This is a genomic window from Halomonas sp. HL-93 (assembly GCF_900086985.1).
Taxonomy (GTDB): Bacteria; Pseudomonadota; Gammaproteobacteria; order Pseudomonadales; family Halomonadaceae; genus Vreelandella.
Genome location: NZ_LT593974.1, coordinates 3,320,500 through 3,337,042 on the forward strand (window position 1 = coordinate 3,320,500; position 16,543 = coordinate 3,337,042).

Genomic DNA, 16,543 nt, shown 5'->3' on the forward strand with positions numbered 1-16,543 from the left:
CGTTGCGGTGAGCCAATCCATGGAAAAGACCTACCAACCTGAGCAGATCGAAACCCGCTGGTACGAGCGCTGGGAAGCCGACAACCGTTTCGCCCCGTCAGGCCGCGGCGAGCCGTTCTCGATCATGATCCCGCCGCCCAACGTGACCGGCAGTCTGCACATGGGCCACGCCTTCCAGGACACCATCATGGATACCCTGACCCGCTGGAAGCGGATGCAGGGCAACAACACCCTGTGGCAGGTAGGCACCGACCACGCCGGTATCGCCACGCAGATGCTGGTGGAGCGCAAGATCGCCGCTGAAGAGGGCAAAACCCGCCACGACCTGGGTCGCGATGCGTTCATCGACAAGGTATGGGAGTGGAAAGAAGAATCCGGCGACCATATTACCCGCCAGCTGCGCCGCATGGGCGCCAGCGTCGACTGGTCCCGCGAGCGCTTCACCATGGACGACGGCTTCTACAAGGCCGTCCAGGAAGTGTTCGTGCGCCTGCACGAAGAAAACCTGATCTATCGCGGCAAGCGCCTGGTCAACTGGGATCCGACGCTGCACACCGCCATTTCCGACCTAGAAGTAGAGAACAAGGAGCAGCAGGGAAGCTTCTGGCACTTCCGCTACCCGCTGGCGGATGGCGTTAAAACCGACGACGGCAAAGATTACCTGGTGGTCGCCACGACGCGTCCGGAAACCCTGCTGGGCGATACCGGCGTGGCGGTCAATCCCGAAGACGAACGCTACGCCTCCCTGGTCGGCACGTTTATCGAGCTGCCCCTGGTCGGCCGTCGGATTCCCATCGTCGCCGACGAGCATGCCGACATGGACAAGGGCTCGGGCTGCGTAAAAATCACCCCGGCCCACGACTTCAACGACTACGAGGTCGGCAAGCGCCAGAACCACCTGCTGATCAACGTCTTTTCCAAGGACGCGGCGATTCTTGAGCAGGCCGAGATTTACGACCTGAAAGGCACTCCCCAGCCAGATGAAGACGCCACGCTACCGGCCAAGTACGTCGGGCTCGACCGCTTCGAGGCGCGCAAGCTGATCGTCGCCGACATGGACGCCCTGGGCCTGCTCGAGCAGGTGGAAGCCGTCAACAACACCATGCCCTACGGCGACCGCTCGGGTGACGTGATCGAGCCGCTGCTCACCGACCAGTGGTTTGTCGCCGTGGAGTCGCTTGCCAAGCCCGCCATCGAAGCGGTGGAAAAAGGCGACATCCAGTTCGTGCCCAAGAACTACGAAAACATGTACTTCGCCTGGATGCGCGACCTCCAGGACTGGTGCATTTCCCGCCAGCTGTGGTGGGGCCACCGCATCCCCGCCTGGTACGACGCCGAAGGCAATGTCTACGTTGCCCGCACGGAAGCCGAAGCTCGCGAGAAGCACGGCCTCGGCGTCGATATCGAGCTGACCCAGGACGAAGACGTGCTGGATACCTGGTTCAGCTCGGGCCTGTGGACCTTCGGGACCCTCGGCTGGCCGGAACAAACCCCGGAGCTTGAGGCCTTCCACCCCACCAGCGTGCTGGTCACCGGCTTTGACATCATCTTCTTCTGGGTGGCCCGGATGATCATGATGACGCTCAAGTTCACCGACGAAGTCCCGTTCAAGACGGTCTATGTACACGGTCTGGTGCGCGACGGCCAGGGCCAGAAGATGTCCAAGTCCAAGGGCAATGTACTCGACCCCATCGACCTGATCGACGGTATCAGCCTGGACGCGCTGCTCGAAAAACGCACCGGCAACATGATGCAGCCGCAAAAGGCCAAGGCGATTGCCAAAGCCACCAAAGAAGAGTTTAAAGACGGCATTGAAGCCCACGGCACCGATGCGCTGCGCTTTACGTTTCTCTCCCAGGCGACGACCGGGCGCGATATCAAGTTCGATATGAACCGTCTGGACGGCTATCGCAACTTCTGCAACAAGCTGTGGAACGCCTCTCGCTACGTGCTGATGAACGCCGAAGGCGAGGATTGCGGCACCGACGGTGGCGAGGTGGCACTGTCGCTGGCCGACCGCTGGATTATCTCCCAACTGCAGAAAACCGAGGCCCAGGTCACCAAGGCAATGGACGAGTATCGCTTCGACCACGCCTCCCAGGCGCTCTACGAATTCGTCTGGAACGAGTACTGCGACTGGTACCTGGAGCTTTCCAAGCCTGTTTTATGGGATGAAAATGCCACGGCGGAAGCCAAGCGCGGCACACGCCGCACGCTGGTACGCGTGCTCGAAGCCATTCTGCGCCTCGCCCACCCGATGATGCCCTATATCACCGAAGAGATCTGGCAACGCGTCGCACCGCTGGCGGGGACCTATGTAGGCGACGGCGCGTCCATCATGCTGCAGGCGTGGCCAGAAGCCGACAACAGCAAGATCGACGAGCAGGCGACCCGCGATATCGAATGGCTGAAGGGCGTGATTATCGCCGTGCGTAATATCCGCGCCGAGATGAATATTGCCCCCGGCAAGCCGCTGGACGTGTTGCTGACCAAGGGCAAGGCCGAGGACGCCGAGCGTCTGGAAAGCTACCGCCACTTCCTGGCCAAGCTCGCCAAGCTGGAAAGCGCCCAATGGCTCGCCAACCCCGACGACGCCCCACTTTCGGCCACGCAGCTGGTCGGCGATATGGAAGTACTGGTGCCCATGGCCGACCTGATCGACAAGGACGCCGAGCTCAAGCGCCTAGCGAAGGAGATCGACAAGCAGGACAAGCTGATTGGCGGCATCGAGAAAAAGCTCGGCAACGAAGGCTTCATCGCCAAAGCCCCCGAAGCCGTGGTGGAAAAAGAGCGCGGCAAGCTGGCCGAGTTCCAGGCCGCCAAAAAGCTGCTGGAAGAGCAAAAGGCGAAGATTGCGGCGCTTTAGCGTCCGTCCATAGCGCGCACCAAGACGGCACCTGGGCGGTGCCGTCTTGCGTATTGTGCCCCGCCCTGCCGACGCCTGAGGAACAAAACCGCTGATGACCTGCCCATAAGATCTGGACCCTTTGATCCTGATGGTCCGAGGCGGGTCACACCCTCTATCGAGTGACGCTGCCCAGCATTCACCCATTGAGGTCGCTTCCTATGGCAACATCCTCCGATAAGTTCCTGAACACGCCACCCACCCTACCGCCGCTCGACCCTGACCACATGTCGCTGTTCGAGCAAGCGGGACTGACGGTCAAGCCTCTGGAACCACTGGGCGTTGAAATATACGGCGCCGATGTTCGCACCCGGCTCCCCCAGCCCGTTATCGACGCTCTGGAAGTGGAAATGGCCCATCGCGGGTTCATCGTCTTCAAGCACCAGACGGAGCTTTCGGCGGATGAACTGGTCGAGGCCAGCACGTGGTGGGGCGCGGGCGAAATCCATTCGACCCACGGCGTTCATCCGGCAACGCCAGGCATGAACCGGGATGTCTTCCGCTGCTCTAACGACAACCGCTACGGCATCCTGGGCGTGGGGCCCCAGTGGCACAACGACGGCAGCTTCGAAGCCGCCATCTTCTCGCATTCCGCTTACTACATGGCCCGGGCACCCGAACAGGGCGGTGGCACGCACTTCGCCCACCAGGGCGCCGCCTTCGACGCGCTCCCCGAAGCAAAGCAGGCTTTCTGGGAGCGCCTTGTCTCGGTCAATTCCGCCTCAGGAGTGAGCCACCCCGTCGTCCACACCCACCCCATCTCGGGGCGCAAGAGCGTATGGCTGCACCTGGGCATGACCGGCGCGGTAATCGAACGGCTGCCGGAAGACGGACGCCCCATCGACGAACTGCAACAGACCCCTGCCGCTACCGACCAGCTTCGCCTGCTCAACGAAGACGAGATGAAACAGCTTTTGAGCGACTACAACGATCTGTTGAATGCGTCGTTCGAGAAAGGCTTCGGGATACGTTACCACTACGACACCGGCGACCTGCTGTACATCGACAACTGGGCACTGGCGCACCGGGCAGCGCCGGAGGCGCACATGTCCGCCGAAGAGCAGGGCCTGCGGATCATGGACCGGGTGACGGTCAAAGCCAGGCAGAACCTGGCGCCCCACTTTGGCTTGCCCCAGCACATCAACCTTGCCGGCCCGCATCCCTTCAACAGCGACGGCGTCTGGAAAGCCGGGGGCGTAGGCTTTCGCTGGAAAGATGACATCCCCATGCAAAACTAGGCGGTACGCCCGATGCGTTGATCATTCCCCATCGTGTCCTGACTACTTTTTCTTATCAACCGTGTAAGGTTGGTACAACAACGACCACTGAGTGGCATTGAAGGTTGCCTTTACACGGATTGTGCTATGCCGACACTCTCAGAGACGCGAATACAGACGCTGGCGGGCGAATTACAGCGGGCGGGGATTGGCTACCGCGCGCTTTCGCCCATGGCGGATACCGGGCTTGCCCACGATCACGTGTGGCTACACCGCGACGGCGACGACTGGGTGGCGCGGCTGCCCAAGCAGAGCCAGATGAACCTGGGGCCAAAAGAGAACCTGGCCTACGAGGCGGCGTGCTACGCCCGCGCCAGCCAGGGCGGGCATGTGCCGCGCCTGCATGGCCTGCTGGACGTCAGCGACGCCCTGCCCCGAGGCGGCCTGCTGGTGGAGGCTATCGACGGCCGCTTGGCGCGACTGCCGGAGGATCTGCCGCGCATCGCCGAGACGCTTGCCAGCCTGCATCGCTTGCCGCTGCCGGATAAGCCCGCCCCACTGCTGTCGCCGGCTGATCCATGGCGGGCCATGCGCGAAGAAGTCGCCCGTCAGTCTGAGTGGCTCGCGCAGGCGGACTTGAGCAGCGACGTCATCGACCAAATCCACGCTGAGCTAGACGCTCTTCCAGCGGTGCTTGCCGATGCCAAACGCTGCCTGATCAGCTTTGACACCCACCCCGGCAACTTCCTGATCGATGCCCAGGGGCGCGCGGTGCTGGTCGACCTGGAAAAGGGCCGCTACGGCCTGCCGGGGATCGACCTGGCCCACACCAGTCTTTATACCTCCACGACCTGGGATCTCAACAGCCAGGCGGTTCTCTCGCTGGACGAGGTGGTCGATTTTTACCGCGGCTGGCAGGCCGCCATGGGCGACTCCCCCAGCGCCGAGACCCTGGTCGCCTGCCGCCGCGCCACCTGGCTGTGGTCGCTGACCTGGTGCGCCAAGTGGCGCGCCCAGCACCTGCGCGCCAGGGATGCCCGGCAGCGCGGCGAGGACTGGTCGGCAGAGCTTACCGATCCCACCGTGATTGCCCACGTGCGCGACCGGGTGGAACACTACCTGTCGCCGTCGATCATCGACCGTGTTCAGGACGAACTGCAGCGCCTGCGCGCCACGCTTTAATGCCGGGCGTTGGAAAGACGCAGGTTACCCCTATTGTTCGATTGAGAGGTATGCGATGTTGAATGCCCGCCGTTTTACCCTGATGGCCCCTCTATTGGCACTGGCGCTGCCCGCCGCGGCAGCCCCCGACCCCGGTAACTGGCAAGCGGTGTTAGCCGAGGCCGAAGGCCAAACCGTTTACTGGAACGCCTGGGGCGGGGACTCGCGTACCAACCGCTATATCGACTGGGTGGCCGAGCAAATGCAGGCGCAGCACAACATTGACGTTGAGCACGTAAAACTGGACGACACCAGCAGTGCGGTGTCCCGGGTACTGGCCGAGAAGCAGGCGGGCAACGACGACGAAGGCAGCATCGACCTGATCTGGATCAACGGCGAAAACTTTGCCGCGATGCGTGACCGCGACCTGCTGTTTGGCCCCTTCGCCGAATCGCTGCCCAATTTTGCGCTGACCAACGCCGCCGAGAACCCCGAAGTGGTGACCGACTTCACGCTGCCCACCGACGGCTACGAGTCACCCTGGGGAAAGGCGCAGATCACCTTCTATTACGACGCTGATCAGGTCGAAACGCCGCCCCAGGACATGCAGGCGCTGCTTGACTGGGCGCGCGCCAACCCCGGCCAATTCAGCTACCCGAAAATCCCCGATTTCACCGGCAGCACCTTTTTAAAGCAGGCGCTGATCGAGCTGACCGACCAGGATGAGGCGCTTTATCAGCCCGTTGAGGAGAGCGATTTCGAGGCGGTCACCGAAGCACTATGGGCCTATCTGGATGCACTCCATCCACACCTCTGGCGCAGCGGGCGCAGCTTCCCCGACTCAGGCCCCAACCTGCGCACGCTGATGAGCGATGGCGAGCTGAGCCTGGCGTTTTCGTTCTACCCCACCGATGCCGCCGTGGCGGTAAGGGAATACGAACTGCCCGAGAGCGTTCGCAGCTATGTCCTGGACGGCGGCACTCTGGGTAACGTTCACTTCGTGGCGATCCCCTACAACTCACCCCACAAGGCCGGCGCCATGGTACTGGCCGACTTTCTGATGTCACCGGAAGCCCAGGCCCAGAAGCAGTCGCTCGAGATGTGGGGCGACCGCAGCGTGCTGGATATCGAACAGCTCGACGCCGATAACCAGGCGCTGTTCGAGCAGGGTGATCGCCACCCGTCCGAACTTCCGGCGGACGCCCTGTCCAAAACGCTCCCCGAGCCGCACCCGAGCTGGATGACGGCGCTACAGGATGCCTGGCTCGAGCGTTACGGCGTTAACTGAGCATGCTGCGACTCGCGCCGGCGCTGCTTATTACCCTGCTGGCCCTGCCGGTGGGGGCCGGCCTGCTGATGGTGCTGCTGCCGGCGTTTGGCTACCTGCCGGCGCTCGGCGGCGACGCGGTCAGCCTTGCGCCCTGGCGAATGCTGCTCGCCCACCCCGGGCTTGGTCGCTCAGTGGCGGTGAGCTATGCCAGCGGCCTGGTGAGCACCTTGCTGGCGCTGGCCATCGTCGTGCTGTTTCTGGCCGCCAGCCGCGGCACCTGGCTGGACCGAGGCATCCGCCGCCTGGTATCACCGCTACTGGCGATCCCCCACGCGGCCGTGGCCTTTGGGCTGGCGTTCTTGATGGCGCCCTCGGGACTTCTGGCACGCTGGGTATCGCCGGGCCTTACCGGCTGGGAGCGCCCGCCCGACTGGCTCATCGTCAACGACCCCCTGGGGCTTGCGCTGATGGCCGGGCTGGTGCTCAAGGAAGCGCCGTTTCTGCTCCTCATGTGCCTGGCCGCCCTGCCTCAGCTGCGTCCCGAGCAGCGCGTAACCCTGGCGCGCTCGCTGGGTTACTCGCCGAGTATCGCCTGGTTGAAAGGCGTGTTTCCGGCGCTATACCCGCTGATTCGCCTGCCGATTTACGCAGTGATTGCCTACGCCACCTCGGTGGTCGACATGGCCATGATCCTGGGCCCGACATTGCCGCCCACGCTGAGTGTGTCGATACTGACCTGGTTCAACGACCCCGACCTGGAGCGGCGCTTCATGGCCTCCGCCGGGTCCGTGCTGCAGCTTGGCGTGACGCTGGCGGCGCTGCTGACCTGGTGGCTGGGCGAGCAGTGTATCAAGCGGCTCGGCTATCGATGGCTGGTCAACGGCGCGCGACGGCAGGGCTCGTTCGCCATCGCGCTGGGCGGACGCGGGCTGCTGGGCATGACCACCCTGCTGGCGCTGAGCGCCATTGGCGGGCTGGCGGTATTTTCGGTGGCCGGTTTCTGGCGCTTTCCTGACGCCTTGCCCGGAACGTTCACCCTGGACCATTGGCAGCGCGTGTTGCCCAGCGTCGCTACACCGCTACTCAATACGCTGAGCGTCGGGCTTGCCGCGACGCTGATCGCTGCGGTGCTGGTCGTGGCCACGCTTGAAAACGCAGCGCGGCACCGGCTCCCGCCTCAAGCAGGCCAGTGGCTACTGTACCTACCGCTGATTATCCCTCAGGTGGCGTTCCTGTTTGGCCTGGTGGTCGCGGCGGAAAGCCTCAGCCTTCGCCCGCAGTGGGCGCTGGTAATGGCGGCGCATTTGCTGTTTGTGGTGCCCTATCTTTATCTGTCGCTTTCTGAGGCGTATCGGCGGCTTGACCCGCGCTGGCTGCAAGTCGCGCATTCGTTGGGGTCCTCTCCCAGGAGAGCCTTCTGGCAGATACGGCTGCCGCTGCTGCTGGCGCCGCTGCTGACCGCCTGCGCGGTCAGTCTTGCCGTAAGTATCGGCCAGTATCTTCCCACGCTGTTGCTCGGCGGCGGCCGCGTGCCCACCATTACCACCGAAGCGGTGGCCATGGCTTCAGGCGGCAGTCGGCGCCTGATTGCGGTGCTCGCGCTGCTCCAGGCGCTACTGCCGTTCATCGGTTTTAGTCTTGCGCTGCTGATACCGCGCCTAATATGGGCCAGACGACGCAATATGCGAGGCGTTGCATGACCGCGAATCCCACTCTGCACCTCAGGCAAGTCCAGATCTCGCTGAACGGCGACCCACTGCTTGCAATCGACAGATCGATTACCCCCGGCGAAGTATTGACCGTCATGGGCCCTTCGGGGTCGGGCAAGTCTACGCTGCTGGCCTATCTCGCCGGGTTTCTGTCGCCTACCTTCAACGCCCAGGGGCAGGTTTTTCTGGGTAAGATGCGGCTGGACACACTGCCCGCCGAGCAACGCGGGCTGGGGCTGCTGTTCCAGGACCCGCTGCTGTTTCCTCATTTAAGCGTGGCGGGCAACCTGCGTTTTGCGCTCCCCCGCCATGCGCGGCATAAAAAATCCCAGATCCGCGAGGCCCTTGCCCAGGTCGGCATGGCGGGCTTTGAAACGCGGGACCCGGCGACGCTCTCCGGTGGCCAGCAGGCCCGCGTCGCTTTGATGCGTCTGCTGCTGTCGACGCCCAGCGCGGTACTGCTGGACGAACCCTTTTCCAAGCTGGACACCGCGCTACGCCAGGAGATGCGCGCGCTGGTATTCAGCCAGCTGCGCGACGCCGGCCTGCCAGCGCTGCTGGTCACCCACGACCACGCGGATGCCGAGGCGGCGGGAGGGCCGATCATTGAGCTTGGCTAGTCCACGACCACCTGCGGCACTAAGCATTGTCATGCCGGTGCTCAACGAAGCCGCTGGCCTTGAAGCCACCCTAGAGGCACTTCAGCCGGTGCGCGCCCAGGGCGCTGAAGTCATCGTTGTGGATGGCGGCAGCGTTGATGAGAGCGTGGCGCTGGCGACGCCGCTGGCGGATAGAGTCATCAGCGGTGTGCCGGGCCGCGCGTGGCAAATGAACCTGGGCGCGCAGCAGGCCAGTGCCCAGGCGCTGGTGTTCCTGCATGCCGACACCCAACTACCCGATAATGCCGTGAGCCAGATCACTAAGGCGCTGGCCCGCCACGCCTGGGGGCGATTCTCGATTGAGCTGACAGGCCGCAGTCGCTGGCTGCCCGTGGTCGGGTGGATGATGAACCAGCGCTCAAGGCTCACCGGCGTCGCCACCGGCGACCAGGCGATCTTCGTGCGTACCGCCACGTTTCGCCACCTCGGCGGGTTTGCCGACCAGCCGCTGATGGAAGACGTGGAACTGACGAAACGCCTCAGACGCGTATCACGCCCCGCCTGCCTGGCGGCGAAAGTGATAAGCTCGGGCAGGCGTTGGGATCAATACGGCGCCTGGGCCACCATCCGCTTGATGTGGCGGCTGCGCTATCGTTACTGGCGCGGCGTTAGCCCCACTCAACTCGCCAAGGAGTACCGCGATGCCCGCTGAGCAGCCCCATCTACACCTGTTGGCCAAGGCCCCGCTGCCCGGGCGGGCGAAAACGCGCCTGATGCCGCTGCTCGGCGCCGAGGGCGCCGCCCAGGCCCACGCCGAGCTGGTACGCCACTGTGTGGCCAATGCCTGCCGGGCGCTGCCCGCCGAGCGCATCACGCTGTGGACCGCCCTCGACCATGCCCACCCGCTGTTTGGTGAGCTGGGCGCCCATTTCGGCATTACCCTGCGCGCCCAGCCTGGGGGCGATCTGGGTGCGCGTATCCGCCACGCGCTGGCGAGCACACCGGGGCCCGGCATGGTCATGGGCAGCGACTGCCCAAGCGTCACCAGCGACTTGATCACAGCCTGCGCGCAACGCCTGACCAGCCACGAGGTCGTCCTGCTGCCCGCCGAAGACGGTGGCTACGGGTTGATCGGCACCCAGCACGATTACCCCGGGCTGTTTGAGCTGATTCCCTGGGGGAGCGACCGGGTCATGGCCGCCACCCGCCAGCGTATTGAGGCGCTCGGCCTGCGTGCCAGCTATCCCGCAACGGTGTGGGACGTCGACCGCCCCGCCGACTGGCAGCGCTGGAAAGGCATTCAGGCGCCGATGTAAGGAAACACGCCGCCCGCCCACTGAACCGAACTGTTAAATGGCTTTCGCTGGAGATGACCTTGAACCGACAACGCTTACTGATTGCCTCGCTACTCATCGTTGCTATCAGTGCTTTTTTCCTGAGTGGCGCCCACCAGTGGTTCACGCTCGACACCCTGAAAGCCTACCAGAATGATTTTCAGGCGGCGTTCAGCCAGTCGCCCTGGCAGGTCGCGGGGATTTTCTTTGCCGTCTACGTGGTGATGACCGCGCTGTCGCTGCCCGGCGCCACCCTGCTCACCCTGCTCGGCGGCACCCTGTTCGGACTTGGCTGGGGGCTTTTGATCATTTCCTTTGCCAGCACAATAGGTGCGACGCTGGCGTTTCTGCTGTCGCGCTTCCTGTTCCGCCGCCCCATCGAAAAGCGCTTTCCGCGCCAGTTTGCCTCGGTCAACCGCGGCGTCGAACGCGACGGCGCTTTGTATCTGTTCACCATGCGGCTGGTGCCGGTGTTCCCGTTTTTCATGATCAACCTGGTCATGGGCCTGACGCGCATCAAGACCGTCACGTTTTACTGGGTCAGCCAGGTGGCCATGCTTCCCGGCACCGCCATCTACGTCAACGCCGGGGGGCAGCTGGGCGAGCTGGAAACGCTCAGCGGTATCCTGTCGCCGACGCTGATCGGCTCCTTCCTGCTGCTGGCCATCTTCCCCTGGATCGCCCGCCGCCTCGTGCGGCTGGTCCAGACGCGCAAGGCCTACCAGGGCTTTACCCGGCCCGCGCATTTCGACTACGACATTCTGGTCATCGGCGGCGGCTCGGCGGGGCTGGTCACCAGCTATATCGCCAGCGCCGTCAATGCCAAGGTGGCGCTGGTCGAAAAGCACAAGATGGGCGGCGACTGCCTGAATACCGGCTGCGTGCCTTCCAAAGCGCTGATCCGCGCCGCCCGCGCCGCCCACGAGATTCGCACGGCCTCCCGCTTCGGGATCACCACGAGCGACCCGCAGATCGACTTCCAGCGCGTCATGGGCCACGTCCATCAGGCCATCCGCGACATCGAGCCCCACGACAGCGTCGAGCGCTACCGCGGGCTGGGCGTCGAGGTCTATCAGGACCACGCCACGCTGACCTCGCCGTGGCACGTCCAGGTCGGCGATCAGACCCTGAGCGCCCGGCATATCGTGCTGGCCACCGGGGCGCGCCCCAAGGTGCCGGCGATTCCTGGCATCGAAAGCGCGCCGGTGCTGACCTCTGAAAACCTGTGGTCGCTTACCGAACTGCCCAAACGTCTGGTGGTGCTGGGCGGGGGCGCCATCGGCTGCGAACTGAGCCAGAGCTTTGCACGTCTGGGCAGCCAGGTCACCCTGGTAGAAGGCATGCCCCATCTGCTGGGCCGCGAGGACCAGGAGGTCGGCGAGGCCGTCGAAGCCACCCTGGCCCGCGAAGGTGTGACGGTGATGACCGAGGCCAAGGCGTTTGAGGTGGTCAGCGATGACGCTGGGCATCAGCTGGTGGTCGAGCAACACGGCGAGCGCACGACGCTGGCCTTTGATTACCTGCTGGTCAGCGTTGGTCGCCAGGCCAACATCGAAGGGCTGGGGCTCGAGGCCCTCGGCGTTACCACCGGCGCCGCCGGCACCTTGGAGCTCAACGAGCGGCTGCAAACCCGGCTGCCCAACCTCTGGGCCTGCGGGGACCTCGCCGGGCCCTACCAGCTCACCCACGCAGCGGCCCACCAGGCCTGGCATGCGGCTGTGAATGCGCTGTTTGGCGAGCTGAAGAGCTTTGCGGTTGACTACCGCTTTATGCCTGCGGTTACCTACGTCCAGCCAGAGGTCGCCCGGGTCGGTCTGAACGAAAAAGAGGCAATCGACAAGGGCATTGACTATGAAGTGACCCGCTACGCCATGAGCGAAAGCGACCGCGCGATTGCCGAAGGTGCCACCGAGGGCTTTATCAAGGTGCTCACCGTGCCGGGCAGGGACAAGATTCTCGGCGCGACCATCGTCGCGGAGAACGCCGGCGAATGGCTGGGCGAGTTTACCCTGGCCATGAAACACGGCCTGGGCCTGAACAAGCTGCTGGGCACCATTCACCCCTACCCGACCCTGGGCGAGGCGGCCAAGGCCACGGCGGGCGTATGGAAAAACGCCCATAAACCCGAGCGGGTGCTGACGCTGTTGAAACGCTACTTCGCCTGGCGGCGCGGTGTCGCTAAATGATCCAGCTGTTACTCATCGGCGCGGGCCATGCCCACGCCTTCGTACTGGAAGCCTTTGCCCGACACCCCGATGCCAGGGTGGCCATCACCGTGGTGAGCGACAGTCCCATGGCCGCGTATTCAGGCAGTGTCCCGGCCTGGCTGGCGGGTGAATGTTCGCTGCGTGACACCCAGATCGACGTTGCGGCACTCTGCCAGCGGGCAGGCGCGCGGTTTGTATCTTCACCGGTGGTGGCCATTGACAGCAAAACGCGCCACGTCAGCTTGGCCAACGGCGAGACGCTGCACTTTGACGTGGCCTCGCTCAATGTAGGCTCGACCCTGGCGTTGCCCACGCTGCATGGCGACCACCTTCCGCATCTCCTGGCCATGCGTCCGCTCAGCTCGTTGCATCATCGCTGGCAGGCATTGCGCAACGATATCGAACGGCTCCCCCAGGTCGGCCACCAGCGCGTGGTGAGCGTCGGGGGCGGGGCAGCAGGCTGTGAAACCTTGCTGAGCGTACTGGCCCAGGTGCGCCACCAACGCCCGGATATCCACTGGTCGGGGCATGTGCTCAGCGCCTCGCAGACGCTGCTGCCCGACGCAGGTCGGCTGCCCCGCTGGCTGACCCGGCGCGCGTTAGCCAGGGCAGGCATTCAGCTGCATCTCCAGCAGCGCGGAGCTTCGCTAGTCGAGGGCGGTGTCGCCACCACCCAGGGCGGCTTCATCGCCGCCGACATCGTGCTGTGGGCCACCGGGGCGGTCGGCCACGACTGGCTTTCCAACACCCAACTGCCGCTGGACGCTCAGGGGTTTATCCGGGTTGAAAAGACGCTGGAAGTCGCGGGACAGCCGGGGATCTTTGCCGCTGGCGACTGCGCCGCCTGCGACCCACCCCTGCCCAACGCCGGGGTATATGCGGTACGCATGGGACCCCATCTGGCCGACAACCTGCGCCGCGCTTGCCACGGCGAGTCACTCACCGACTGGCAGCCCCCAGCACGCGTCCTCGCGCTGATCGGCACCGGCGACGGTCGCGCCATCGCCAGTCGAGGCGCCCTGGGCGTTTCGGGCAGGTGGGTGTGGGAATGGAAAAAGCGGATCGATGCGCGCTTTCTAGCCCGCTTCAATCCGCCTTTTGAAGACCAATGACTGCCGTTGAAGGCTAACTGAAAAGCCGCCACGCCATCGAGGCTAGTTCGATTCTCGCCAGCCACCCAGTACCCGGCTATCCGGGCCGAAAAACACCAGCCGATCATGGTCGACCAAGTAGCGATAGGCGTTCTCGAGCATGTCCGTTATCCGCTGCGCATCTTCCTGGTTGGGGCACGCTTTACGCGTGGTGGATAGCTCACTTATTTCGATACGCTGGCTATCGCCCAGCTTGGCCTTACCGGTAAACCGATTACAGCCGTCGTGGCCGCTGACCCGACCGTCCCGGTCGATTTCAAAAAAGGGGGTCTCCGGCATCGACAGCCGTTCATTGGTACCCACCAGCAGTAGATCCCAGCGCTGCTCGACGACCGGCCCGGAAAGCGAGTCGCTGCTCGGCGCGTCCTCTGGCGATGAGCTTGGGCCTGGCGCACTGCTGCAGGCGCTAAGCAGCAGTGCGACCGGGGCCAGCCAAAGGCATAATCGCCCGCCTTTCATGGTCATGATGAACCTTCCTTGTGTGATGATTACCAGCTACCGGTATTTTCCATCGACGCCCAGGGCTCCTGGGGCGCCAGCGCGTCGCCTTTTTGTAACAGCTCGACGGAGATGCCATCCGGCGACTTGACGAAGGCCATGTGACCGTCCCGCGGCGGGCGGTTGATGGTGACGCCATTGTCCGCAAGCTTCTGGCACAGCGCGTAGATGTCATCGACACGGTAGGCCAGGTGACCGAAATTGCGCCCGCCGGTATATTCTTCCGGGTCCCAGTTGTAGGTCAGCTCAAGCTCTGGGGCCGTCAGCCGCGCTGAGCGTTCCTCGTCGTCGGGGGCGGCGAGAAACACCAGCGTAAAGCGGCCTTTGTCGTTTTCCTTGCGACGCACTTCCTTGAGGCCCAGCAGCTCGCAGTAAAAGTGCAGCGAAGCGTCTAGATCGCTGACGCGAACCATGGTGTGTAGGTATTGCATGCATCTCTCCTGATTGGGTCATGTGACGATGGTGACATAAAACACCCGACGCGCGCTCTTCATGCGCCAAGCTTAGCATTCCTGTTGCCGTCTTGCGGCCAGGGCGCTGGCTCGGTTGTCACGCCGATTGGGCGTATTAATTAGACAACAGTCTTACATGAGAATACTTTATTCACAATCATGTGCAATTAGTGTCACTTTCACCTTACCGGGGGAGACAACGTGGATTCAGTCACACAGGCGGTGCTGGGCGCGGCAGTGGGCGGCGCCGTATTGGGGCGACGACTGGGGCGCAAGGCCGTACTGATGGGGGCGCTGCTGGGCACCCTGCCGGACCTGGACGTGGTGCTCGACTACGGCGATGCGGTGGCCAACGTCACCGAACACCGTGGCTTCAGTCATTCGCTTTTCGTGCTCACCGGCCTGGCCGCGTTGTTAAGCGTGGTGAGCGCGCGGCTGGCCCCCGCCCGGGATATTTCACTCGCCCGCTGGGGCGCCTTCTTTGGACTGATTCTGATCAGCCACCCGCTACTGGATGCCTTGACCGCTTACGGCACACAGCTGCTGTGGCCGCTTGCGACCCCGCCGGTCGCCTGGCCGCTGGTCTTCATCATCGACCCGTTTTACTCGCTGCCACTGCTGGCCTGCCTGATCACCGCGTTAGTGACCCGCCGGGTCAGGCGCTGGTGCGGCTGGGGCCTGGCGATATCCAGCCTGTACCTGGTGATGTCTGTTGGCGCCAAGCTCAGCGTTGAACACAAACTCGCGCCGGTGCTCGCCGAACAGGGGCTCGACACGGCGCCCCGCCTGGTACAGCCGACGCCGTTTAACATCCTGCTCTGGCGGGCCACCGTGGTCGACGGTGATCGCTACTATGAAAGCCTGGTGAGCCTGTTCGATGGCGATGCTTCGCCGACCCTGGAGCCGCTACGCCGCGGCGCGGCGCTGGAAGGGGCCGCCCTCGACAGTCACGCAGGGCAGCGGCTTGCGTGGTTTGCCGGGCCGTTTCTGCGCTACGAGATGCGCCTGATCGAGGATAAGCTCACCTTGATCGCGACCGACCTGCGCCTGGGGTTTCCCGGGTTTCATCCGTTCAGCTTCACCCTCGCCACCCGCGAGAACGCCGAGTGGCAGCCGGTCGACCCTACCGCCGAAATTGGCAGCGAACGGGGCGTTCAGTTCGCCACGCTATCGCGCCTGGCGGCACGCGCGTTGGGCGAACGTGACGCACTTTGCGCCACGGCCTTCGTGTCGGCTGAGTGGCAGCTTCAGCCGCTCGCCCTGCCTTGCTCACCTGCCCGCTAGGCCGAGGGCGCGATTCCCTGACCGCAGCCGCTGTACTGCTCACCGTCCACGGTTAGAGTGACACGCGCCGGGAAGGGATGGCCACTCATGCCGTCGAAGCAGGCACCGGCTTCGATGCGTACCCGAAAAAAGTCGTCGCCATCGGCATTTTCCAGCACCACGCGCCCGGCGTCGTTATCCATGACGCTGACCATGTAAGGCAGCGTCTCATCGTTTTCCCCGTACTGGGTCGACAGGGTGAGCTTGGGCGAATCATGGGCCAGCTCGACCGTCCAACCAGGTTCGTTGCCCTGCCCCCGGAACATTACGCCCGGGTGGTCTTCGCGGGTCAGGGAGTCACGCCCCGCGGCCAACTCGCACTTGAGCTGGCCGCGGGGCGTTTCGACCATGGCCTGCTCGCCGCGATTCCAGAAGCTGATCTCGCCGTCCTGATATCGCGCGCCGCTGGCCACGACGGCCTGGGGCAGACGCCAGGCGCCGTGCAGCGACCATAGCCGCAGTATTTCACCGTCAACGGCGGTCACCAGGTGCTGGCTCGCCGGGCTACAGTGCCAAGCCTCGAAGACATCCGCCTGGCCGGAAAACAGTGCCGAAGGCAGTAAAGGCGCTTTGCTATCCAGCGAAGCATCGTCGTCTGAAAGCCCAGCGCTCGAGGACGGCTCCAGCGCCGCGCAGCCGCCGATCGCTACAATAGCAGCACCTAATACAACAAGCCTTACGGCGGGAATGGTCATGGCAACAGGCTCCTGAGATAAC

Annotated in this window: 14 protein-coding genes; 11 read left to right on the forward strand and 3 right to left on the reverse strand. The window is 64.0% G+C overall.

Annotation, left to right across the window (positions count from 1 at the left end):
• Positions 1–19: 19 nt before the first annotated feature.
• The 10 genes from GA0071314_RS15350 (at position 20) to GA0071314_RS15395 (ending at position 13,514) form a co-directional block, all read left to right on the forward strand.
• A complete protein-coding gene (locus GA0071314_RS15350; RefSeq protein ID WP_027337833.1) occupies positions 20–2,866 on the forward strand; it encodes a valine--tRNA ligase in 2,847 nt (948 codons plus the stop codon).
• 200 nt (positions 2,867–3,066) lie between these two features.
• The gene (locus GA0071314_RS15355; protein ID WP_074397455.1) at positions 3,067–4,143 is read left to right on the forward strand and encodes a TauD/TfdA dioxygenase family protein; all 1,077 of its coding nucleotides are present in this window, start codon (positions 3,067–3,069) and stop codon (positions 4,141–4,143) included.
• Positions 4,144–4,269: 126 nt separating this feature from the next.
• On the forward strand, positions 4,270–5,304 hold the full coding sequence (locus tag GA0071314_RS15360; protein ID WP_074397456.1) for an aminoglycoside phosphotransferase family protein: 1,035 nt from the start codon (positions 4,270–4,272) through the stop codon (positions 5,302–5,304).
• A gap of 55 nt (positions 5,305–5,359) precedes the next feature.
• Positions 5,360–6,571: an ABC transporter substrate-binding protein gene (locus GA0071314_RS15365; protein WP_074397457.1), complete on the forward strand. Its 1,212-nt coding sequence runs from the start codon at positions 5,360–5,362 to the stop codon at positions 6,569–6,571.
• A 2-nt stretch (positions 6,572–6,573) separates the two neighbouring features.
• Entirely contained in the window at positions 6,574–8,253 is a 1,680-nt protein-coding gene (locus tag GA0071314_RS15370) for an ABC transporter permease (RefSeq protein WP_074397458.1), read from the forward strand.
• Positions 8,250–8,882, forward strand: a complete 633-nt coding sequence (locus GA0071314_RS15375; protein ID WP_074397459.1) for an ATP-binding cassette domain-containing protein — start codon at positions 8,250–8,252, stop codon at positions 8,880–8,882. Before GA0071314_RS15370 ends, GA0071314_RS15375 begins: the two co-directional genes overlap by 4 nt.
• A 31-nt stretch (positions 8,883–8,913) precedes the next feature.
• Positions 8,914–9,573 (forward strand): TIGR04283 family arsenosugar biosynthesis glycosyltransferase, encoded by a 660-nt coding sequence (locus tag GA0071314_RS15380; protein WP_074397460.1) that lies wholly within the window; start codon positions 8,914–8,916, stop codon positions 9,571–9,573.
• Positions 9,563–10,177 carry a TIGR04282 family arsenosugar biosynthesis glycosyltransferase gene (locus tag GA0071314_RS15385; RefSeq protein ID WP_074397461.1) on the forward strand — a complete coding sequence of 205 codons (615 nt, stop codon included), beginning with the start codon at positions 9,563–9,565 and terminating at the stop codon, positions 10,175–10,177. Before GA0071314_RS15380 ends, GA0071314_RS15385 begins: the two co-directional genes overlap by 11 nt.
• A gap of 59 nt (positions 10,178–10,236) precedes the next feature.
• Complete coding sequence (locus GA0071314_RS15390) at positions 10,237–12,381, forward strand: FAD-dependent oxidoreductase (protein ID WP_074398559.1); 2,145 nt, start codon at positions 10,237–10,239, stop codon at positions 12,379–12,381.
• Positions 12,378–13,514: an FAD-dependent oxidoreductase gene (locus GA0071314_RS15395; protein ID WP_074397462.1), complete on the forward strand. Its 1,137-nt coding sequence runs from the start codon at positions 12,378–12,380 to the stop codon at positions 13,512–13,514. Before GA0071314_RS15390 ends, GA0071314_RS15395 begins: the two co-directional genes overlap by 4 nt.
• Before the next feature lie 42 nt (positions 13,515–13,556).
• Here GA0071314_RS15395 and GA0071314_RS15400 read toward each other — a convergent pair whose 3' ends face one another.
• Together GA0071314_RS15400 and gloA are read right to left on the reverse strand one after the other, a co-directional pair.
• Positions 13,557–14,018 (reverse strand): META domain-containing protein, encoded by a 462-nt coding sequence (locus GA0071314_RS15400; RefSeq protein WP_074397463.1) that lies wholly within the window; start codon positions 14,016–14,018, stop codon positions 13,557–13,559.
• Positions 14,019–14,041: 23 nt separating this feature from the next.
• Entirely contained in the window at positions 14,042–14,482 is a 441-nt protein-coding gene (gloA, locus tag GA0071314_RS15405) for a lactoylglutathione lyase (protein ID WP_027337822.1), read from the reverse strand.
• Between the two features lie 222 nt (positions 14,483–14,704).
• Here gloA and GA0071314_RS15410 point away from each other — a divergent pair, with 222 nt between their 5' ends.
• Positions 14,705–15,787, forward strand: coding sequence for a metal-dependent hydrolase (locus tag GA0071314_RS15410; protein ID WP_074397464.1), 1,083 nt, complete (start codon positions 14,705–14,707; stop codon positions 15,785–15,787).
• On the opposite strand, the gene GA0071314_RS15415 is transcribed toward GA0071314_RS15410, so the two are convergent.
• Positions 15,784–16,521, reverse strand: a complete 738-nt coding sequence (locus tag GA0071314_RS15415; RefSeq protein ID WP_074397465.1) for a COG3650 family protein — start codon at positions 16,519–16,521, stop codon at positions 15,784–15,786. The genes GA0071314_RS15410 and GA0071314_RS15415 overlap by 4 nt on opposite strands.
• Positions 16,522–16,543 lie beyond the last annotated feature (22 nt).